The organism is Nocardia sp. NPDC051750 (assembly GCF_044453135.1).
GTDB lineage: Bacteria > Actinomycetota > Actinomycetes > Mycobacteriales > Mycobacteriaceae > Nocardia.
The window spans coordinates 265,276-286,192 of sequence record NZ_JBITCK010000005.1; the positions used below are offsets into that span (position 1 = coordinate 265,276).

Annotated in this window: 16 protein-coding genes; 7 read left to right on the forward strand and 9 right to left on the reverse strand. The window is 67.2% G+C overall.

Features of this window, described 5'->3' with window-relative positions:
- The first annotated feature begins 185 nt into the window (after positions 1 to 185).
- Positions 186 to 2,354 carry an acyl-CoA dehydrogenase gene (locus ACIA75_RS23045; protein ID WP_397107233.1) on the forward strand — a complete coding sequence of 723 codons (2,169 nt, stop codon included), beginning with the start codon at positions 186 to 188 and terminating at the stop codon, positions 2,352 to 2,354.
- A 75-nt stretch (positions 2,355 to 2,429) separates the two neighbouring features.
- Here the strand turns inward: ACIA75_RS23045 and ACIA75_RS23050 are convergent, their stop codons facing one another.
- The 3 genes from ACIA75_RS23050 to ACIA75_RS23060 all read right to left on the reverse strand — a co-directional run bounded on the left by ACIA75_RS23050 (position 2,430) and on the right by ACIA75_RS23060 (position 8,562).
- Positions 2,430 to 3,665, reverse strand: coding sequence for a cytochrome P450 (locus ACIA75_RS23050; RefSeq protein ID WP_397107235.1), 1,236 nt, complete (start codon positions 3,663 to 3,665; stop codon positions 2,430 to 2,432).
- A 124-nt stretch (positions 3,666 to 3,789) separates the two neighbouring features.
- A complete protein-coding gene (locus ACIA75_RS23055) occupies positions 3,790 to 7,047 on the reverse strand; it encodes an aldehyde dehydrogenase family protein (protein ID WP_397107237.1) in 3,258 nt (1,085 codons plus the stop codon).
- Between the two features lie 342 nt (positions 7,048 to 7,389).
- On the reverse strand, positions 7,390 to 8,562 hold the full coding sequence (locus ACIA75_RS23060) for a thiolase family protein (RefSeq protein WP_397107239.1): 1,173 nt from the start codon (positions 8,560 to 8,562) through the stop codon (positions 7,390 to 7,392).
- A 224-nt stretch (positions 8,563 to 8,786) separates the two neighbouring features.
- On the opposite strand from ACIA75_RS23060, the gene ACIA75_RS23065 reads away from it, so the two are divergent.
- Together ACIA75_RS23065 and ACIA75_RS23070 are read left to right on the forward strand one after the other, a co-directional pair.
- Positions 8,787 to 9,380 (forward strand): hypothetical protein, encoded by a 594-nt coding sequence (locus ACIA75_RS23065; RefSeq protein ID WP_397107241.1) that lies wholly within the window; start codon positions 8,787 to 8,789, stop codon positions 9,378 to 9,380.
- 285 nt (positions 9,381 to 9,665) lie between these two features.
- Positions 9,666 to 10,451 carry a coniferyl-alcohol dehydrogenase gene (locus tag ACIA75_RS23070; protein WP_397107243.1) on the forward strand — a complete coding sequence of 262 codons (786 nt, stop codon included), beginning with the start codon at positions 9,666 to 9,668 and terminating at the stop codon, positions 10,449 to 10,451.
- A gap of 22 nt (positions 10,452 to 10,473) precedes the next feature.
- On the opposite strand, the gene ACIA75_RS23075 is transcribed toward ACIA75_RS23070, so the two are convergent.
- The 5 genes from ACIA75_RS23075 to ACIA75_RS23095 all read right to left on the reverse strand — a co-directional run bounded on the left by ACIA75_RS23075 (position 10,474) and on the right by ACIA75_RS23095 (position 16,556).
- A complete protein-coding gene (locus tag ACIA75_RS23075; RefSeq protein ID WP_397107245.1) occupies positions 10,474 to 11,304 on the reverse strand; it encodes a FadR/GntR family transcriptional regulator in 831 nt (276 codons plus the stop codon).
- A 609-nt stretch (positions 11,305 to 11,913) separates the two neighbouring features.
- Positions 11,914 to 13,131: an ABC transporter substrate-binding protein gene (locus tag ACIA75_RS23080; protein WP_397107247.1), complete on the reverse strand. Its 1,218-nt coding sequence runs from the start codon at positions 13,129 to 13,131 to the stop codon at positions 11,914 to 11,916.
- 21 nt (positions 13,132 to 13,152) lie between these two features.
- Positions 13,153 to 13,845, reverse strand: coding sequence for an ABC transporter ATP-binding protein (locus ACIA75_RS23085; protein ID WP_397107249.1), 693 nt, complete (start codon positions 13,843 to 13,845; stop codon positions 13,153 to 13,155).
- Positions 13,842 to 15,674, reverse strand: coding sequence for an ATP-binding cassette domain-containing protein (locus ACIA75_RS23090; RefSeq protein WP_397107251.1), 1,833 nt, complete (start codon positions 15,672 to 15,674; stop codon positions 13,842 to 13,844). Before ACIA75_RS23090 ends, ACIA75_RS23085 begins: the two co-directional genes overlap by 4 nt.
- 3 nt (positions 15,675 to 15,677) lie before the next feature.
- Positions 15,678 to 16,556 carry a branched-chain amino acid ABC transporter permease gene (locus ACIA75_RS23095; RefSeq protein WP_397107253.1) on the reverse strand — a complete coding sequence of 293 codons (879 nt, stop codon included), beginning with the start codon at positions 16,554 to 16,556 and terminating at the stop codon, positions 15,678 to 15,680.
- Positions 16,557 to 17,051: 495 nt separating this feature from the next.
- Between ACIA75_RS23095 and ACIA75_RS23100 the strand changes: the two genes are divergently transcribed.
- The 4 genes from ACIA75_RS23100 (at position 17,052) to ACIA75_RS23115 (ending at position 19,826) form a co-directional block, all read left to right on the forward strand.
- Positions 17,052 to 18,353 carry an amidohydrolase family protein gene (locus ACIA75_RS23100; RefSeq protein ID WP_397107255.1) on the forward strand — a complete coding sequence of 434 codons (1,302 nt, stop codon included), beginning with the start codon at positions 17,052 to 17,054 and terminating at the stop codon, positions 18,351 to 18,353.
- Between the two features lie 60 nt (positions 18,354 to 18,413).
- Positions 18,414 to 18,854, forward strand: coding sequence for a MarR family winged helix-turn-helix transcriptional regulator (locus ACIA75_RS23105; protein ID WP_397107257.1), 441 nt, complete (start codon positions 18,414 to 18,416; stop codon positions 18,852 to 18,854).
- A gap of 100 nt (positions 18,855 to 18,954) precedes the next feature.
- Complete coding sequence (locus ACIA75_RS23110; protein ID WP_397107259.1) at positions 18,955 to 19,356, forward strand: hypothetical protein; 402 nt, start codon at positions 18,955 to 18,957, stop codon at positions 19,354 to 19,356.
- 122 nt (positions 19,357 to 19,478) lie between these two features.
- A complete protein-coding gene (locus ACIA75_RS23115; RefSeq protein WP_397107261.1) occupies positions 19,479 to 19,826 on the forward strand; it encodes a rhodanese-like domain-containing protein in 348 nt (115 codons plus the stop codon).
- Positions 19,827 to 19,851: 25 nt separating this feature from the next.
- On the opposite strand, the gene ACIA75_RS23120 is transcribed toward ACIA75_RS23115, so the two are convergent.
- Positions 19,852 to 20,892 carry a hypothetical protein gene (locus ACIA75_RS23120; RefSeq protein WP_397107263.1) on the reverse strand — a complete coding sequence of 347 codons (1,041 nt, stop codon included), beginning with the start codon at positions 20,890 to 20,892 and terminating at the stop codon, positions 19,852 to 19,854.
- Positions 20,893 to 20,917 lie beyond the last annotated feature (25 nt).

Here is a 20,917-nt window from a genome sequence, read left to right on the forward strand (position 1 = left end):
CGCCACCGACCGGACTCGACCGCCGCCTTCGCGGACGGGCGGCGTCTCCGACGGAAGCGCCGATACCGGCCCTCCCGCTTCCGGAATCAACTACTGTCGTTTATTCAGTAGTCGAATTGCCCTTGCCCGAGGGAGAGGTCGCGGTTCGGACCAGGACGACAGTCCCCACACCCAGGAGGACACCGATGGGCATTGCAGTAACCGACGTCCACCGCGAACTGGCGACAGTGGCCCGCTCATTTCTCTCCGCCGGAAAGGCCCGGGCCGCGGCACGCGCACTGCTGGAGGCGGAGGAAGAAGGCCGGCCACCGTTCTGGTCCGACTTCGCGGACCTGGGATGGCTGGGACTGCATATCGGCGAGGAATTCGGTGGCGCCGGCTCCGGGTTCCCGGAACTGGTGGTGATCGTCGAGGAGCTGGGGCGCGCCGTGGCGCCCGGACCGTTCGTCCCGACCGTGATCGCGTCGTCGGTGCTGTCGGTGTCCGGGGATACCGCTCAGCAGGAGCGGTTGCTACCAGGTCTCGTGGACGGCTCCCGCACCGCGGGCATCGGACTCGACGCGCGCATCACACTCTCCGGCGGGCGCGCCGGCGGCGACGCCGGAGTGGTGCTCGGCGCGGGTACCGCCGACCTGCTGATGCTGGTGGCCGGCGCGGATGTGCTGGTGCTGGAGGCCGATCGTGTCGGTGTGACGGTGGAGGTGCCGCAGAACCTGGACCCGACCCGCCGCTCCGGCCGGGTGCGCCTGGACAGCGTCGCGGTCACCGACGCGGACGTACTGCGCGGGGCCGGGCCGGGCGCGGTGGCCCGGGCCCGTACCCTCCTTGCCGCCGAGGCGGCGGGCGCGGCCGCTGATTGCGTGGACAGTGCTGTCGAGTACGCGAAAGTGCGCGAGCAGTTCGGCCGTACCATCGCCACGTTCCAGGCGATCAAGCATCACTGCGCGAATATGCTGGTGGCCGCCGAATCCGCGGTCGCGCTGGTATGGGACGCCGCCCGCGCGGAAGCCGAGAACGAACAACAGTTCCAGTTGATCGCCGCCGCGGCGGCAACGCTCGCGTTCCCCGCGTATGTCCGCAATGCGGAGCTGAATATCCAGGTCCATGGGGGCATCGGTTTCACCTGGGAGCACGATGCGCACCTGCACCTGCGCCGCGCACTGACCACCCGAGCCGTCGCCGGCGGTGACGGCCCGGCCGAGACGGTGTTCACGCTCACCGCGGCCGGCGTCACCCGGACCAACAGTCTCGACCTGCCACCCGAGGCCGAACAGTTGCGCACCCGGATCCGCGCCGACGCCACCGAGATCGCCGCGACCGCCCACAGCGCGGCGCAATTGGACCGGCTGATCGCGACCGGCTACGTGATGCCGCACTGGCCCGAACCGTGGGGCCGGGCGGCGACCGCGGTCGAACAAGTGGTCATCGACCAGGAATTCCGGGCCGCGAAGGTCGAGCGTCCCGACTATTCGATCACCGGGTGGGTGATCTTGACGCTGATCCAGCACGGAACCCCCTCGCAGATCGAACGATTCGTGGAGCGCGCCCTGCGGCGCGAAGAAGTGTGGTGCCAGCTGTTCTCCGAACCGGCCGCCGGGTCGGACGCGGCCGGGATCAAGACCAAAGCAATCCGGGTGGACGGTGGCTGGCGTGTCACCGGCCAGAAGGTCTGGACCAGCGGCGCCCACTATTGCCGCCGCGGGCTGGCTACGGTCCGGACCGACCCGGCCGCGGCCAAACACGCCGGTATCACCACGATGATCATCGATATGCACGCGGACGGCGTGACGGTGCGGCCGCTGCGCATGATCAACGGTGGCGCCGAATTCAACGAGGTGTTCTTCGACGACGTGTTCGTTCCCGATGCGGATGTAATCGGGGAGCCCGGCACCGGGTGGACCGTCGCCCGCGCCACGCTCGGTAACGAACGGGTCAGCATCGGCGGCGGGTCGGGCGCGGGAACACTTCCGGCGGACGCACTCGTCGCACAGGTCGGGAAACATCCGAACCCACCGGCCGGAACAAGGGTCCGGACCGGCCGCTACGTCGCCGAGGATCATGCCCTGCGCTTGCTGAACCTGCGGCGCGCCGCACGCAGCATAGAAGGCGCCGGACCCGGACCCGAGGGCAACATCACCAAACTCGTACTCGCCGAGCACATGGCCGAGTGGGCGGCCATCTCGGCCGGCCTGCTCGGCGGCGAGATGGCCCTGTCGGACGGCCCCGGGGCGGCGGTTTCGCTGATGACCTTCGGCGCGCGCGGAATGGCGATCGCCGGGGGAACCTCGGAGGTCACCCGCAACCAGATCGCCGAGCGGATCCTCGGTATGCCGCGCGACCCCTTGATCCGATGACACCGGGCGCGATTCCTCCGCGCCGCCACTCCCCCGGGCCGCATTTATCGAGTCGACTCTGTCGATTACCGGCACTCAGCTGAGCGAGTAGCGGATCGGCAGATGCTTGAGCCCGCCGACGAACGTCGTCGCGATCAATTCGGGTTCCCCCGCCGATTCGACCGACCGCAGCCGCGGGAGGAGCTCGGCGAAGAATTTCCCGACCTCCATCCGGGCCAGCCCGGCACCCAGGCAGAAGTGGATCCCGAACCCGAACGCCACATGCTTGTTCGGTTCGCGGTGGATATCGAACCGGAAGGGCTCGTCGAAGGCGTCCTCGTCGCGGTTGGCCGAGACATAGGACAGCAGCAGCGATTCCCCCTCGGCGATCGGCACACCGTTGACCGTGGTGTCCTGGGCCGCCGTGCGCATGAAGGCCTTCACCGGGGTGACCCAGCGGATCATCTCCTCGGTGGCCCGGGGCATCAGGCCGAGGTCCGCACGGAGTTGTTCTCGCTGTCCGGGGTGCTCGATCAGGGCGTGCATACCACCGCCGATGGTGGCGCTGGTGGTGTCGTGCCCGGCCGTGGCGATGATCGCGTAATAGGACATGGTGTCGATATCGGACAGCGGTTCCCCGTCGATCGTCGCGTTCGCGATGGCCGAGGCGAGATCGTCGGTGGGGTGCGCGCGCCTGGCCTCGGTCAGGCTCTGGAAGTAGGCGAACATCTCGCCGAGCGCATTCATCGTCTCCTCATCGGACATGCCCCGCTTGTATTCGTCGTCGTCGCTGCCGATCAGTTCCTGCGTCAGCTTCAGCATCAGGGGGAAATCGGATTCGGGGACGCCGAGCAGCGACATGATCACATACAGCGGATAGTTGACGGCGACCTCCTGAACGAAATCGCATTCGCCGCCCGCGTCCCGCATCTGGTCCACGTATCGCACGGCGAGCTGCTCGATCCGCTCACCCATGGCGCGCATGGATTTCGGGCTGAACCAGTCCGCCGCGATCGCCCGCACGACCCGGTGCTGCGGATCATCCATATGGATCAGCGTCCGGATACCCACCGCCGCCTGCATCTCGTCCGATGCCGCGGGCATCAGAACGGGCCGCGGCCAGTTGGTGAAGGTCCGGTTCGCGCGCTCGACCACCAGGACATCGGCGTGTTTGGTGATCGCCCAGAAGGGTTTGTAGCCGGGCACATCCACCCGCGAAACCGGTGCCTGCGCCCGGAGCGCACTCAGTGCGGCGTGCAGGCGCACCTCGTCCGTGTAGGCGGCCGGATCCGCAAGCACCTTCGCGGCATCGTCGACGATCGGCATGCTCATATGTGGTTCTTCCGTTCACTATCGATGTGCTGCGCCTGAGTGGAGGACTGTCTCCAGTGGCCTGCCGGCGCGTTGTGTCGCTCACCGCTGCCGGCCGTCGCGGAACTGGCCGGCCGAGCGTCGTTCAGGAGGCAGCCGCCGCCTGCTCGCGGGCCCATCGGTAGTCCGCTTTACCGGCCGGGCTGCGGACGATCGCCGGGCAGAACACCACCGCCTTCGGCAGTTTGTAGCGGGCCAGGGATTCGGCGGCGTGGGCGACCAGGTCGTCGAATCCGGCCGACGCACCCTCGACCAGCTCGACGACGGCCACCACCTCCTGCCCCCAGCGTTCGCTGGGCCGGGCGACCACCAGCACATCGGCGACCGCCGGGTGCGAGGAGATCGCTATCTCCACTTCTTCGGCGAAAATCTTCTCGCCGCCGGAGTTGATGGTGGCGGAATCCCGGCCCAGCAGTTCGACGACACCGTCGGCGAGATGCCGCGCGCGGTCGCCCGGCAGGACATAGCGGACACCGTCGATCGTCGGGAACGTCGCCGCGGTCTTCTTCGCATCGCCCTTGTATCCGAGCGGGGTGAACCGGCGTTGCGCCAGCCACCCGATACCGTCGTGGCCGGGCTCCAGCACGGAACCGAAATCCTCGGCAACCACCCGGGTATCGACTCCCGCCGAAAACTTCCCGGTGGAGACGAAACCTGCCGCCGACACATGGTGCATCTGCGTCCCGGTCTCCGAGGAACCGACACCGTCGAGAACGGCCAGGCCCGGCACCGCGGCGATCCAGCGCTCCTTGACCGCGGGACTGAGCACCGCACCGCCGTTGGCCAGCGCCACCAGCGAGGACGTATCCGCCGTGCCGGCTTCCACGGCCGCGAGCAGCGGCCGCGCCAGCGCATCGCCCACCACGATCGCGACGGATACCTGCTCCCGTTCGATGGTGCGCACGATCTCCTCGGCGTCGATACGGTCGGTGACCGGGGACAGCACGATCGTCTGCCCGGTGGTCATGGCCGTCAATAACGCCCACTGCGCCGCGCCGTGGATCAGGGGCGGTACCAGCAGCAATTTCACCCCGGGGTTGGCCGCCGCCCGCTCCGCGATCTCCGCGCAGGAGCCGACCGTGACGCCGCTGTTGACATCCTTACCGCCGCAGGCCCCCATGTAGATATCGTGCTGGCGCCAGAGCACACCCTTCGGCATCCCGGTGGTTCCGCCGGTGTAGAGCACATACAGGTCGTCCGGTGACGGTTCGACCGGAAGTGGTTCCGGTTCCGTAGACGCGATCACGGTCTCGTAGTCGACGGCGCCGTCGAGCAATGCGTTACCGGAGGAGTCGGCGATCTGGATCAGGACCCGCAGACCGGGCAGTTCCGGCAGGACTTCGGCGAGTGTCGGCGCGAACGCGGCATGGTAGACCAGTGCGGCCGCGCCCGAATCGGCCAGCAGATAATGTAATTCGTTCTCGACGTAGCGGTAGTTGACGTTGAACGGCGCGACCCGCGCCCGGAACGCGCCGATCATGCTCTCGACGAACTCGGAACCGTTGTAGGCGTATATGCCCAGGAGGTCCTGCCCGACTTCGTGGTTCGCGAGGTCCGGCCGTTCGGTCCGGCATCCGAGACCCTGGGCGTGCAGGTAGGCCGCCAGCCGTCGAGAGCGGTCGGCGATCTGCGCATAGGTGTGGGTCCGGTCGCCCTGGACGATCAACGCCCGGTCCGGGATCGCGGAGGCAGCGGCATCGGTGGCGGATACGAGCGTGAACAAGGGTTCGGCTCCGGTCGCGGAAGGGGTCAACGTGGCTCCTCGTTCGTCTGCTGCGCGCGAGCGCAGGGGGCGGTGGCTGCGCAGAAGTGCAGGCCGGGCCCGCAGCCGCCGGTGGGTGCGCCGGCGTGCGGAGCGGAGCGAGAAGTCGGTCACGCGCCCGATCATGCGGCCGAACGGCGGGGCGGCCATGCTGGTGATCGGAACCGGCAGGTCCGTACCGACCACGGTTCGATGGTGGCTGAAGGTGTCGAAACCGGCTTTGCCGTGATACGCGCCCATCCCGCTGTCGCCGACCCCGCCGAACGGCGCGTTGTCCGGGAACATGTGGATGGCGAATTCGTTCCGGGCCACGCCGCCGCTGCGAGTGTTGGCGACAAAGGTCCGGAAATCGGCCCGATCCGGCCCGTGCCAGTAGGCGACCAGCGGTGCGGGCCGCTGATTGATGTAGTCGATGACCTCGGTCAGCTCCCGGTAGGGCAGCACGGTGAGGACCGGCCCGAAAACCTCCTCCGAGGCGACGGCCATCTCGTCGGTCACCGCACGGATGATGGTCGGCGCGATCTTGCGTGTCCCCGGATCCGGCAGTGCTTCCGCGGCCGGAGCGATCTGCTCCACGTGCGCACCGTGGGCTCGCGCGTCCTCGATCAGGCCGATGATCCGCTCGTAGTTCGCGGTGTTCACCGCGGCCGTGTAATCCGCGTTGCCGAGAATCTCGGGGAACATGCGGCGCCAGGCCGAGCGCAGGGCATCGACGAAAGGCTCGATCCGGTCCTCGGGAACCAGCACGTAATCCGGGCACACGCACACCTGGCCACCGTTGACCATCCGGGCCCGGGCTATCCGGTCCGCGGCTCGGGAGAGATCCGCATCCGTGGCGACCACCACCGGATTCTTTCCGCCGAGCTCCAAGGTGACCGGCACCAGGTTCGCCGCCGCGGCGCGCTGCACCAGCCGGCCCACCCGTGTCGACCCGGTGAAGAACAGGTGGTCGAACGGCAGCTCGGTGAAGGCCGCCCCGACTTCGGGGCCCCCGGTGACGACCGCGAGCTCGGATTCGTCGAAATATCTCCCCGCCAGCAGGCGCGTCAGTTCCGCCGTATGGGAGGTGATCTCGGACATTTTGATCATCACCCGGTTACCGGCGGCGAAGGCGGTCGCCGCGGGCAGGATCACCAGGTTGAGTGGGAAGTTCCACGGCCCGATGATCCCCACGACACCGAGTGGGCAGGGCCGCACTTCCGCGCGGATGCCGTACAGCCGGGCCGTCCTGCCGGGCCGCCGGGGCCGCATCCACCGACCCAGGTGGGCGCGCACGTATTCGATGGCGGTGAGCATGCCCATGATCTCGGTGAACAGGCTGCCGGTCCGCGACCGGGTCCCGAAGTCCGTAGTGAGGGCATCGAGGTAGGCGTCGGTGTTGTCCAGCACCATCGCGAGCAACCGGTCGATGCGATCGCGGCGGACCGCGGCGTCCGGCGGGCCCTCGTTCCGGAACGCTTGCCGCTGGGCCTCCAGGGTCGCGGACAGATCGGGTGCGACCCGGTAACCCGCTCCGTCGGGCCGATCCCCCTCCGGCCCACCCCTCCGCCTCGCGCCGGCGGATTCGACGATCTGCGACATCAGCGCTCCTCACGCGAGTACGACCCGAGCCCGCCGGGACACGGCTCCCGACGGGACGGCGACCCACACCGGCAGATAAACCTCCAGTAATGGCAACAGTAACATCGTCCGAGCACGCTCGGCGCGCGTTCGCCGATTCCACCGAGTCGGCCGATCAGCCCTCCGGCCGGCGATCGACGACCCCCCTCGCCGACGACCGCGCCAGGCCCGCCGCGGGTCGGCAACGTCCCGGCAACACGCGGGCCCGGCTCCGTTCGGAGCCGGGCCCGCCCGGGGTCGCAATAGGTGCTCAGTCGTCACGGAACCGGCGATTCGATCCGCCCACCGGGTTATCCGGGCTGCTCACACCTCGATGACGACCGCGCCGCCCTGCCCGCCGCCGGCACACATGGCGGCGATCCCGATCCCGCCACCGCGCCGGCGCAGTTCGTAGACGAGAGTGGTGATCATCCGGGCGCCGGAGGCGGCGATGGGATGTCCGAGACTGCACCCGCTGCCGGAGAAGTTCACTCGCTCCTCGTCCAGGCCGTGTTCGCGGCAGGCGGCGATCGGGACCGAAGCGAAGGCTTCGTTGATCTCCCACAGGGCCACATCGGCAGCTTTCAACCCGGCCCGGTCCAGCACCTTGCCGATGACCTTGCCCGCGGCCAAACCGTTCTCCGCCGGGGTGACCGCGGCATTGGCCCAGGCCCGCACCCGCGCCAGGACGTCGAGGTTCTCCGCGGCCGCATAGTCGCCCGCGGTGAGCGCTACCGCCGCGGCGGCGTCGTTGATCCCACTGCTGTTGCCCGCGGTGACGGAGAACCCGTCGATCTCCGGATGTAGCACCGGCAACTTCGCGAGCCGCTCCACACTGGTGTCGCGGCGCGGATGCTCGTCGACGACGAAGTCGATGACGGTGCCGTCGGGGCGCTCGACCTTCAATGCCACGATCTCGTCGGCGAATTTGCCGTCATCGATCGCGGCGACGGCCCGCTGATGTGAGCGGGCAGCCCAGGCATCCATGTCCTCCCGGGAGATCCCGGCCAGCCGCGCGGTGTTCCAGCCGACGGTGATCGCCATATCCAGCGTCGGCGCGTCGGGAGTTTCCGGATGTGAGGGCGGCATCCAACCCTGCCGGATCTCGGTCGTTCCCGGCACCCGCCAGTTCATGAACGGATTCGTCGACAGCGACTGCACGCCACCGGCCACGATCACCCGCTCCATGCCGGTCCCGATATGGGCGGCGCCGTTGGCGATCGCGGTCAGGCTGCCCGCGCAATGCCGGTTCACCGCCTGTCCCGGCACCGCGGTCATCCCCGCCGCGACCGCGGCATACCGGGCCAGGTCACCACCGCCGTAATGGGATTCGGCCAGAATCACATCGTCGACCACGTCCGGATCCAGCCCGGCCCGGCGCACCACCTCCGGCACCACGGTCACCGCGAGGGTCTCCGAGGGCACATCGGTCAGCGTGCCTTTGAACGAACGTCCGATCGCGGTACGCACCGCGCCGACGATCACGGGTTCGGCCATAACTCTCAACCTTCGAACTGTCAGGGCGCACCCGGAGGGGACGGCGCCATTGGATAGTAATGCCTACAGTATGCGCAACAGCAGTTTACCGGCACACCGTTCCACGACTGCCGGATCGCCCGCGCGCCGAACCCGGTGAAGGAATCGGGCGCCGTCCGATCGGTTTCGGTCGCCCCAATGCGCTGTCCTGACATATGATTCCTCCTACCGGGTGGGAGGTTTGTGTGGTTTCCGGACGATCGTCGATCTCTCGCAACCAGGTCGGTGCGATGGTTGTCCGCTGTACCGCCGGGCCGCTGACGGCGGCATGGATTACCCGGCACGAACTGGCGCTGGTCTGGCGGCGATCCTGGGGATGGTTGATCGCCGCGGGCATCGTCTTCGCCATCGCGGCGTGCTGCGTCTTGTTGTACCTGATCGCGTGGACCGGGTTCCTCGGCACCTACTACGCCTGGATCCCCACCATGGGCGCGCTCGAGGTCGCGCTGGTGAGCTATGTGGGGGTGATCGGGATCCCCACCCTGCTGACGATTCTGGTCGCGGTCTCCCTGCAGGATGCCGGCCGCGGCTCGGCCCGGGTGCGACGGTATGCCGATCCCGGCGCGGAACTGCAGCTCCGGTATCTCAGCGACGGCCTGCTGCTGACGACGGCGGCCAGATCTGTCGCCATCCACTACCACCGGATCGGACGGATCCACATCCGGGAACACACCGTCGCTGTGACCGGTGAGGCAGGCGAGTGGGTCCTGCCCCGTGAGCTCTTCCCCATGGAGGCACTGCGATATCTCGCGCGCACAACAGCAACGAGAATCCGGTGACTGCGTCCGAACCCGGAAGGACCGCGGCCGTCCCGCCCGGCGGCACCGCACGTCGGCAGGACACCTAACCCTCCCGCGTGCGGCCGGTCCGCACCGAAACGGAACCGGTGTCGGCCGCGGTGTGTACATCATCCTGAACTATTTCGCCCGCCACGGCGTTCGAGCTGCCGGCCCGGCGACCGGGTGAAGGCGTGCCGTTTGTCCCGGCCGTTGAACTGATTTATAGTCGTCCTTACTGTCATACATTCTGTATGTATTTCGGAACTACGGGACGGCGGTGGCCCTATGGGGCAGGAACAGCGCAGGATCGTGGTGGTGGGCGCCGGTTCGGGAATCGGCGCCGGCACTGCGGCGCACTTCCATTCGGCCGGCGATCATGTGCTCGCCGTCGACCTGTGCGACAACGACACCCCCGCCACCGAACACCGGCGCTGCGACCTGCGGGACCCGGCGCAGATCGCCGAACTGCTCGCCGCGATCGGCGACGGCTGGGACCTGCTCGCCTACGTGGCCGGCGTCCCGGGCACGGCCCCTGCCGCCGATGTGCTGAAGGTCAACTACCTGGGTATGCGGCTCACCACCGAGGGTATGCTGCCCCGGCTGCGCACCGGCGGTGCCGTGGTCACCGTCGCCTCGGTTGCCGCCCTCGGCTGGCAGCAGCGGATCGCCGACCTCGCGGGCCTGCTCGCGGCCACCGACCCGGCTGCCGTCGAAACCTGGCAGGCCGCACAGGATCCGGCCTATCCCGTGTACAGCACGTCGAAACAAGCGGCTGTGCTCTACTCGAAGCGGCTGGCGATTGCCGCCTGGCAGAAATACGGCATCCGGGTCAACACCGTCAGTCCCGGCCCCACCGAGACGCCGATTCTCGGCGACTTCGAGACATCCATGGGCAAGGAACTGCTCGACGGAGTGAAAGCCACCGTCGGCAGGCACGCCACCGTGGCCGATATCGTCCCGGTCATCGACTTCCTCGGCTCACCCGCGGCCCGCTGGGTGAACGGGCAGGATATCCATGTCGACGGCGGCTTCGTCGCACCCATGTCGGTGGGCGGCCCGATCCCGCTGTGAATACGCTCGATAGCGACGCGGGTCAGGCAGACGGCCCACGCTCGGGAACGTGGTCCATGCGCGGCATTCCGCCGGCGTCCACAATTCGCACCGTCGGCACATTGTCGGAGGCCACATAGACCTGAGATGCCCGAAGATGTTCGCGGGCCAGTCGCCCGGTGAGTTCCGCGTCCCCCGCCGTAATAGCCCTCGCCATCGCATCGTGTGACTGCAAGACCATGCGACGCAGTTCGACCGATGGATAACGCGACTCCTCGGCGGCCTGACGAGCCCATCTGCGTTCCTGCACAGTCCAGACGCTTTCCAGCATGCCCGCGAAGATCCGCAGCGTCTGGTTGCCGGCGGCTTCGACCAGGGCCTGGTGAAATGCCATCGCGGCGGCGGTGAACGCCGGACCGTCCTCGATCACTTCGGCGGCTTCGGCGATGAGTTGCTGTAATCGTGCACCGATGACCTGATTGTCGTCGCGCAGCGCCGCCTCCTGGGCACAGAACGGCGCCAGCAGATCCCGGGCCGTTGCGAGATCGAGCAACGGAGTCTGCTGCGACTGCAGCAGCAGCCCCATATGATAAGCCGCCGTCCGCGGCACCGGGCTCCGCACCACGGTGCCCCCGACCTTGCCGCGACGCACCGTGACCAGGCCCTCCGTCTCGAGGATGCGGACAGCCTCGCGGAGACTGGGGCGACTCACCCCGTACTCCCGAATGAGCACCGCCTCCGGTGGCAGCTCGTCACCATCGGCCAGATCCCCGTCGAGGATGCGCAGCCGCAACTGCGCCGCGACGATTTCGCCGACCCGTGGAGTCGCCAGCTGCCCCCGTGAAGCCGGTACTGCTGTCTCGTACCCGTCCATCAGCGCACCTCCACGACGCGGGCGAACCGTGCATCCGTATCCCCGCCGATCAGAGGCAGATCACCCAGGACGCCCGAGTCCTCCCGGGAGTCCGGCAGCACGGACGTCCGGTCAGCGTCCGATACCTATCGAACTCGACAATGTGGACAGATTGCAGGGGATGTTGCCGGGGTAATTGACGCACGGCGGTGGTGCATCGACCGCCGTTGCCGACCCGGGGGCCGCCGGGGTCAACGACAATCCTTCCGCCGCGGCGGGTGCAGCCATTACCAGTGGCGCCGCAACGAGCCCGACAGCGGAGACCCAGAACTTCGAACCGATTTTCGTCATCAGTATCTTTCAGCCGTTTCGCGTTGACGTGAAGGCTTCATCGTAGGTGCGATGAACCGACTGTGGCAGCCCTTCCGATCGATATGCTGCACGCAGCTGTCCATCAGCCCTGTCCCCCTGAATTCGGCCTCGTCCACCGGCCCCGTGGGCTGTACGTAGGCGAGCAGTACGGCATGACTCATGCGTCGATCTCCTTGTTCCGGTGACCGTTGTCGCGGTGGACACCGGCGGGCGCGCGTTCCGCCCGGACAGCGCCACACCGAGGCCGGCGCTAAGTCGCTATCGAACTGTCTTCTCGCGGACAGGGACACACGCGCCCTGGGAGCAGGGCTGTGCGGGCAGGAACATGGCGAGCTGATCGGCCTCGATACCGATCCGCTTGTCGGGTCCGAAGGTGTAGGTACCGTTCGCACCCTCGAAGGGCTCACCGGCGACGAGTTGATCCTTGATCTTCTCCGGGTTCCCGGATTTCACTTTCTGTGCCGCCTGATGGACGAGCAGGACCCAGTCGAAGGACACGGCGCCCACCGTATCGAGAGCTACGAAATCGCTCTTTCCCTGAACCTCCAGGAACAGCTCGACGAACTCGGCCGCAATGCCCGTGGGTGAGCCGCCCGGGTGCTGGGCCAGGAACGTCTTTGCCATCGGACCCGCCGCCAGGGTTTCCCTCATCCCGGGGGGAATCAGTTCGGCAGTGGCCGGATCACCGACGCCGAGAACACCCGACATCTGCGGATTCCAGCCCATCCTGTTCAGACTCGACATCACGGCGACCAACGACGAACCGTAGGCCCAGACCACAGCGGACGGTGCCCCCGAATCGCGGAGCTTGTTCAGTTGCGCGGTGACATCGGACGCGGTCGCGGGGAAGCTCTCGCTGACGAGTTCGATCTGCGGGAACCGGTCGGCGGCAATCGATGTGGTCAGTTCCGCCTGGGAGGTGTTGAAAGCGGATGAGTCGTTCAGCATCGCGACCCGGTTCCCGGCACCGGCGGCGTACTCGAGCAGCGGTACGACCGAGGCTTCTCCGGACGTTCCCGCACCGGTGCTGAAGGCGTACTTGTAGCGTTTGCTGTCCCCGACCTCGTCCAGAATCGGACCGATCCCGCCCGCCGTATCGGCCGGGATCCGCACCTGGTTGAGGACGTCCTGCACCGGCGCGAACGCCTCGGTGGTGTAGTAGAGCGCGGTCACGCCCTCCTGGGCGAGCGAGCGGGTCGCGGCGACGGCTGCCGTCGGCTCCCCCTTCGTATCGCGCTGCACGATCTCCACTGTCGAACCGGGATGGTGGCTTTCGATGTACCGGGCGCCGGCTTTCAGCCCGTCGAGGGAGATCTTGCCACTGGCGGCGAGGGGCCCCGTCAGCGAGCCGACGAAACCGATCGTGATGACCGACCCGTCGGAATCGGCGGCCGGTCCCCCACTGCAACCGGCAACGGTACATGCCATGGCACCGGCCAAGCCGACGGCGAGCAGCCTGATCAGAGGTGTGAACATCGTTGTTGCTCCTCGGAATGATTACGAGAGGTACATGGAGTGCAGGAGGTCGGGCAACGCCGGATCGGTGCCCGAACCGCGGTGCGCTGTTTCCCCGTGCCGCAGCACGACGACGTCCGATCCGAGTTCTTGTGCGACCTCGAGTCGTTGTTCGACGAGCAGCACGGCATAGCCGAGGTCCCGGAGTTCCGCGATGATCTCGATCGTTCGCGCAACGAGTTTCGGGGACAACCCGTTCGTCGGTTCGTCGAGCATGACGGCCCGCGGCCCGCCGGCGATCGCACGCGCGATGGCCAGCATCTGCTGTTGCCCACCGCTCAATCCACCGGCGGGCCGGTCCAGGTGCGAGCGCAGTTCGGGGAGGAGTTCCAGCGGATCTCGCCGCGTTTCGCGGGGAGCGCGCCGCCGGGCGACCGCGATGTTCTCCGCGACGGTGAGACCGGGGAACACATGCCGTCCTTCGAGCACATGACCGAGGCCGGCGCCGGCCCGCCGGGCGGCGGACTTGCCGTCCAGCCGGCGTCCACCCAGGGTCACCGTTCCCGACGCCCGGATCAGTCCGCCGATACCGCGCAACGCCGAAGTCTTCCCGGCGCCGTTGGCTCCGAGCAGTGTCGTGCAGGTGCCCGCGCGCACCGTGACGGTCAGGTTCGTCAACGCCCGGACTCCGCCGTAATGGACGTCGAGATTCTCGATGATCAGATCGCTCGTCATGAGATCCCCATGTAGGCGGCGCGGACGGCTTCGTCGTCGTGCAGATCGTCCGGGTCGCCCTGCCACAGCACCTTTCCGAGGTCCAGCACGACGATCCGGTCCACCAGCCGGCTCACCATGTCGAGATGGTGTTCGACGATGATGGTGGAGACTCCGCCCGCCGCGACGGTCGCGACCACGTGTTCGAGCCCCGCGATCTCGGTGGCCGACAAGCCGGCCGCCGGCTCGTCCAGGAGCAGGACGGACGGGCCGGACGCCAGCGCCGTGGCGATCTCCAGGAATCGCAGTTGCCCATGACTCAGTACGCGCGCTTCCCGGGTGCGGATTCCGCTGTCCCGGGGGTCGAGCCCGCCGAGTTCCAGCAGTCGCAAGGCGCCCCGGCGGCAGGCCCGCAGACGTGAATCCGCACCCGTGCCCCGATCGATCGCAAGGGCCAGATGCTCCTCGACGCTCATCCCGGCGAAGGTTTTCGGTGTCTGGAACGTCCGGGCCAGCCCGAGCGCGGCGATCGAGGCGGGATTACGCGACGCGATATCCACTCCGTCGAGCCGGATGCGGCCACTATCCGGCGGATAATGGCCGCAGACGACATTCAGCAGGGTGGTCTTTCCGGACCCGTTCGGACCGATGAGGCCCAGCACCTCGCCCCGACCGAGCTGGAGCGACACACCGTCCAGCGCGTGCACACCACCGAAGCTCCGCCGCAGATCGGCCACTTCCAGGACAGGCTCGCCGATACTGCGCTCACCCGCGGGGCTCTCGGTCGCCGCCGCGATCTGCTCGGCGCCCCGCGGGGCGATCGCGGCGGTCCGGGTCAGGATGCCCTTGGGGCGGAGCCGCATGAGCAGTACCAGAAGCAGGCCGTAGACAATGACATTGACGTGCGGGTACTTGTCCAGTTGCAGGGGCACGAGAACGAGGACGACAGTGCCCACAACCGGTCCCAGGCGCGAGCCGGATCCGCCCAGGATGACCATCACCAGCAACAGGATCGACAGATTCGGCGAGAAGGCATCCGGCGCGATGTATGCGGAGAGGTAGGCGAACAGCCCTCCACTCAGCGCACCGAGACCCGAGCCGACCGCGAAGGCGCTGACCTTGGTCAGGTAGCCCCGGATTCCGAGCGCCGACGCCCCGAGTGGTTCGTCGCGCACCGCCGCGGTCGCCCGCCCGAACCGGGACAGCCGGTACCGGGCGTGCAACCAATAGGAGATCGCGGCGACCAGCACGATCGTGGCCGGCACGAACCACTCGGAATCCACGTACGGCCCGTCGAAGACGAGCAGGGCGTCGATCGCGGCGATACCGTCGTTGCCGCCGGTGACCGAACGGAACTGCACGATCATGTCGTTGACCACCAGGACCGTGCCCAGCGAGACCATGGCCAGCCCGATGACTCCCAATCGCCCCGCGGGAAGGCCGATCGCCGCCCCCACGAGTATTCCGCCGCAGAGCGATACGGGCAGCGTCGCCCACAGCGGCCAGGCATGGGTACCGGCCAGCACACCCGTGCCGTACGCACCGACCGCGAAGGCTGCGCCCTGCCCCAGGGACAGGGCGCCCGCGTACCCGGTCGTGATGTTCAGCCCCAGAGTGGCAACCAGGTACACCGCGATGAGCTGCAGGACATAGCCGTTGTAGGAGGCCGGGCCGTTGGCGGCGAGGAACGCCAGGGCCACGACCAGCAGCGTCACACTCTGCGCGAACGGGGCGCTCGCGACCCGGCGCACCGGACGCGGAAGCGCCCCGTACCACCTGCTCCACCGGGTCCGCGCCGACTCCCAGCCAAGGAGCGACCGCCGGATAGTTGCGTTCGTATCGAATCGCATCGGTCAGACCTCCCGGACGGCGGCGCGGCCGAACAGCCCGTGCGGACGGATCGCGTACACCACGAGCAGCAACCCGAACACCACGACGTTCACGTACAGGCCGTCGAGATAGACCGCGGCGGACTGACTCACGACTCCCACCACGAGCCCGCCGACGAGGGCGCCGGCAATACTTCCCATACCACCCATCGCGGTGGCGACGAAACCGTAGAACGTGTAGGTGAGCCCCAGCGACGGAGTCACCAGCTGGGTCGACGCCACCAGCACCCCCGTGACCGCCGCGACCAGGGTCGACAGGACCATCGCGGTCCGGGACACGCGAGCGCGCGAGATACCGATGGCCTCCGCGCCGTCGAGGTCCTCGGCCATCGCCCGAATTTCCAGGCCCATGGCCGTTTTGCGGTAGAAGATCATCAGCGCGACCGCGATGACGATCAGCGCGGCGACCGTCGCCACATTGGCCGGGCTCGTCGCGAATCCGAAGAGTTCCACGCGCTCGGCACTGATCCCGTGGGGGAAGTTCCTGGACTCACCGCCGTAAGGGATGGCCAGCAGTTCGGCGAGAACGACGCTCACGCCCAGGGTCGACAGGATCCAGGAGACCGAGTGACCCGACTGCATGAACGGCCGGACCGCCACGAATTCCTGGAGCAGGCCGACCGTCACCATGACCACCAGCGCCGCCGCGTAGGCGAACCAGATCGGCAACCCGGCCCCGACCGCTACCAGTACGGACATCGGCATCAGCATGACCATCTGCCCATGAGCGAAATTGATGACACCGGTTGTCGTGAACAGCACCGCAAAAGCGACCGCTACCAGGCCGTAGATCGCGCCCTCGGACAGACCGGGCAACAACGCGGACTGCACAAACTCATGCATCGGAGCTCCGAACCACACCATCATTTGAATCTTCATAAACTTAGATATGATTCAGCTCACGTGTCAACAGGCCCGCGCGACCCTGCTCGCGTGATGACTCGGACAGTCGCACAGTCGATGTCCAGCGTTGACCGCTATGCGACAGGCGCCCGCCCGCGACCGCCGGACGCGACAGCCGGCCACGCGGAGACCTCCGGTCCGGCCATGTTCTGTATCGGTTCCACACAATCGATCACCATCACCGAGATGGATTCTTACAGTAAGCTCAACGGTAGCCGCTTCTGCACACCGGTTCCGGTCAACAGCGGACCGGGACGCTCGTCCATCTCACGGGTCGACCGATTCGCTACGAGGTGGAGCCATGAACCCGAGGAGAAACTACCGGCCCCGGCACTTTCCGCATCGCTCCGATAGGCACCACGGTTCGGGCGTTCCACCCGTCCGACCGCGCTATAGTTTGACTTACTGTATAGGGCTCAGAAGGGAGCACCTAACGTGGACAAGAACGATATGATCCTCGTCAGCGTCGACGACCACATCATCGAACCGCCCGATATGTTCGCCAACCACCTGCCGGCGAAATACGCCGACGAGGCGCCCCGGCTGATGCATATGGACAACGGCGCCGATATGTGGAAGTTCCGCGATCGGGTGATCCCGAACGTGGCGCTCAACGCCGTGGCGGGACGGCCGAAAGAGGAGTACGGACTCGAACCGGAGGGTCTCGACGAGATCCGCCCGGGCTGCTACGACGTCGACGAACGCGTGAAGGATATGAACGCCGGCGGCGTCCTCGCGCAGATGAACTTCCCGTCGTTCCCCGGTTTCGCCGCACGCCTGTTCGCCACCGAGGACTCCGATTTCTCCCTTGCCCTGGTGCAGGCCTACAACGACTGGCATATCGACGAGTGGTGCGGCGCGTATCCGGGCCGCTTCATCCCCATGGCGCTGCCGGTGATCTGGGATGCCGAATTGTGCGCCCAGGAAGTGCGCCGCGTGGCGAAGAAGGGCGTGCACTCGCTGACCTTCACCGAGAATCCGGCGGCCCTGGGGTACCCGAGCTTCCACCACGAAGACTGGAATCCGCTGTGGAAAGCCCTCGTGGACACCGATACCGTGCTGAACGTCCACATCGGCTCGTCGGGCAAGTTGTCGATTCCCGCGGCCGATTCACCGCCCGACGTGATGATCACGCTCCAGCCGATGAACATCGTCTCCGCTGCCGCAGACCTGCTCTGGTCACGCCCGGTGAAGGAGTACAAGGATCTCAAGATCGCCCTGTCGGAGGGCGGCACCGGGTGGATCCCGTACTTCCTCGAGCGCGTCGACCGGACCTTCGACATGCATTCCACCTGGACGATGCAGGACTTCGGCGGCAAACTGCCCAGCGAAGTGTTCCGTGAGCACTTCCTGACCTGCTTCATCAGCGATCCGGTCGGCGTCCGGCTGCGGAACGACATCGGCATCGACAACATCGCCTGGGAAATGGACTACCCGCACAGTGATTCGATGTGGCCGGGCGCACCGGAGGAACTCGACACCATCTTCAAGGCAGAGAACGTGACCGACGACGAGATCCAGAAGATGACACACCTGAATGCGATGAAGTGGTACTCGTTCGACCCGTTCAAGCATGTTCCACGTGACAAAGCCACCGTCGGCGCACTTCGCGAAGCCTCGGCCGGTCACGACGTCAGCATCAAGGCGCGGAGCCACCAGCAGACCGCCCCCGCGGAGAAGCTGGCGGCCTTCCGGTCCCAGATAGAAGCGGCCACCGCGCATACCGCCACCCAATAAACCCTGACGGCGACGTGCCCGCTGACCGATACACCGGCCGCGGTGCGCGAAACTGGAGCGGTGAGTACCGACAACGACCGGACACCGCCGGTGACCAGCGCCTCGATCATCATATTGACGCTGGCACGGCGGGTGGAGACCGAACTGAACGCGGGGCTGTCTCCCCTGGACCTCACTGTCGGGCGCCTGGGACTACTCGGCCATATCTCCGGCATTCCGGGAGCATCGTTCAGCGAGCTGGCGCGGATGTCCGGAATCAGCGTGCAGAGCGTGCACACCGCCGTGAAGGCGCTCGCTGCCGCGGGACTGGTCCATGACCGCACCGCCCGCGCCGGATCGGCGTCCGCGATCGAGCTCACCCCCGAGGGTGAGCGGCTGCTGCAGGCGGCCCGGCAGGTGGTCGTGGCGGTAGACGAGCGCCTGTTCGGACCCGAGGCCGATCCGGTCCAGCGACGGATCGGTGCCGGTGTCATCGACGCGTTCCGCGACGCGACATCCTGATCCGAATCGCGCCTCGAGAGGCGCGTAATCGACGCAGCCTTCAACCTCCCTGAAGGACCTGTTAGGCTTCAGTCAGCCTGAAGGCTATAGGGAGTTGTCCATGCACAATCTGCTGCTGTCGGTCCATGTCCTGGCAGCCATCGTTTTCATCGGCGGCTCCGCCGTCGCGACCAGCCTGTTTCCCCGCTATGCGCCCGTCACCGAGACAGCAGGCGTGGACTCGGAGCGCCACCCCGCCGTCGCCGGCGTACTGCACCGGATCACCGGTACCTACGCGCGACTCGGTCTCATCGTCCCGGTCATCGGAATCGCGCTCGCCGTTCTCCAGGACCGGATGGGCGAAATCTGGATCACCGCGGCCATCATCCTCACTGCCTGCGCCGCCGCGATCATCGCCACGATCATCCACCCGATGCAGCGCGAAGCGCTCGGAGCGGCACACGACTACGGACCCTCGGCATGCTGGCCGGTATCTACAACACGCTGTGGCTCGTCGTCGTGATCCTGATGATCGGCCGGCCGGGCGCGCACGCCTGACACCACGGAAAATGCACCGGCGCAAGCCATTCCGTGACGGACGACCGGCCGGAAATCCCGCCCTGAACGAAACGAGGTTCAATCCCCATGAGCATCCGTCACTATCTCTACCGCGCACCCTCTCTTTCGGCAGCAGAAGCGATCGAAGCCGTCCGAAACGGTGCCTTGATCGTGGACGTGCGCCGGCCTTTCGAGTGGAACCGCACCCATATCCCGGGAGCGGTCCATCTCCCCCTGGAACAGCTGACAACCGGATGCGAAGAACTGCCGGACGATCGACTCCTGATCACTTTCTGCACCGGCGGCCTGCGGTCCTACGGCGCTGCCAATCTACTCATCGAGTACGGCTTCGATGCCGAGAACATGTCCGGCGGATTGGTCGACTGGCGCGCCGCCGGCGGCGCGCTCGAGGTAGGGCAGCGACAAGGCCGCTGAGCTACTACCGAACAGGCCCCAGCGCTCATCGTGCGATCCGACCCGAGCCGACAGGGTTCTGGGCGCTCTTCCGGTCTTCGATGCGCCTGCCGAGCATCCGGAGCAGAACCAGTTCCAGCGCAATGGTTATCGCGCCCACGAGAGCTGTTACCGGGGTGCCCGGCATCATGAACGCGGTATGGCCAACCGAGATGCCGCCGGCCAGCCGGACTCGGTGCCGGTCACTCCAACCGGTTGCGGAACACCACCGCAGCACCATCCACCCGGAGCCGAGCGCGACCAATGCAGCGACGGCGAACGGAATCGACAGCGGAATACTGTCGCCGAACACCGGATCAGGTCGCAGAGCAGGCGGGAGCAGGAGCACCAGGAACACCAGAGTCGCGGCGCCGGAGGCCGTGCCGACCACCGCCGGTTTCGGGACGTGCACCACCGGGAGCGGCTCGGGCACGGCCCGGAGCGGCAGAATCCGAAGCGCCGCGAACGCGAGCAATGCGATCGCGACGATGAATCCGGCTGTCCACCCCCACGGGGTCCGGTAGCCGGGATCTTCGCTGGCGGAGATCACCACCCTGAGCCCGAGTACGCCCAGCACCGCCACCGCGCCGGCACCCACGAATCCGGGGGTACGCAGGTACCGGCGTCCGCGGTGGGCCGGGAAGATCAAGTCGGTGATCATGATCGGGAGGAGCACGCTGAACACGACGTGCACGCCGACCTGGGATTCCCAGTAGGTCCAGTTCACACCGAGCGCTCGCCATCCCCACTCCGCCGCGCCGTACATGTTCGGGCTCGTCAGTGCCTGTAACCCGAGGCCGTCCTCGGCCAGCTGGTAGGCCAGTCCGAGCAGCACCAGGCTCGGCCATCCGGCTCCGGCCCGTACAGCGGCCTCACGGAGCACGAGGACACCCGCCCCGTACATCACCATCAACAGCGGCAGCAGCAGCCAGGTCAGCGGTACCGCGACTGCTGTGAACGTCAGCTCCGCGCACACTGTCGTCAGTACCACCAGCGTCCAGGCGGGACGCAACCGTCCCGGGGCCGAAGGCGCACCGGTGTAGGACACAGCCGTCCTCCTCGGTTGTCGTGGG

What these genes read in the sequence shown, in the direction of transcription:
- ACIA75_RS23045 (WP_397107233.1), top strand. Translation starts at nt 186, where the DNA reads ATGGGCATTGCAGTAACCGACGTCCACCGCGAACTGGCGACAGTGGCC.
- ACIA75_RS23050 (WP_397107235.1), bottom strand. Translation starts at nt 3,665, where the DNA reads ATGAGCATGCCGATCGTCGACGATGCCGCGAAGGTGCTTGCGGATCCG.
- ACIA75_RS23055 (WP_397107237.1), bottom strand. Translation starts at nt 7,047, where the DNA reads ATGTCGCAGATCGTCGAATCCGCCGGCGCGAGGCGGAGGGGTGGGCCG.
- ACIA75_RS23060 (WP_397107239.1), bottom strand. Translation starts at nt 8,562, where the DNA reads ATGGCCGAACCCGTGATCGTCGGCGCGGTGCGTACCGCGATCGGACGT.
- ACIA75_RS23070 (WP_397107243.1), top strand. Translation starts at nt 9,666, where the DNA reads ATGGGGCAGGAACAGCGCAGGATCGTGGTGGTGGGCGCCGGTTCGGGA.
- ACIA75_RS23075 (WP_397107245.1), bottom strand. Translation starts at nt 11,304, where the DNA reads ATGGACGGGTACGAGACAGCAGTACCGGCTTCACGGGGGCAGCTGGCG.
- ACIA75_RS23080 (WP_397107247.1), bottom strand. Translation starts at nt 13,131, where the DNA reads ATGTTCACACCTCTGATCAGGCTGCTCGCCGTCGGCTTGGCCGGTGCC.
- ACIA75_RS23085 (WP_397107249.1), bottom strand. Translation starts at nt 13,845, where the DNA reads ATGACGAGCGATCTGATCATCGAGAATCTCGACGTCCATTACGGCGGA.
- ACIA75_RS23090 (WP_397107251.1), bottom strand. Translation starts at nt 15,674, where the DNA reads ATGCGATTCGATACGAACGCAACTATCCGGCGGTCGCTCCTTGGCTGG.
- ACIA75_RS23095 (WP_397107253.1), bottom strand. Translation starts at nt 16,556, where the DNA reads ATGCATGAGTTTGTGCAGTCCGCGTTGTTGCCCGGTCTGTCCGAGGGC.
- ACIA75_RS23110 (WP_397107259.1), top strand. Translation starts at nt 18,955, where the DNA reads ATGCACAATCTGCTGCTGTCGGTCCATGTCCTGGCAGCCATCGTTTTC.
- ACIA75_RS23115 (WP_397107261.1), top strand. Translation starts at nt 19,479, where the DNA reads ATGAGCATCCGTCACTATCTCTACCGCGCACCCTCTCTTTCGGCAGCA.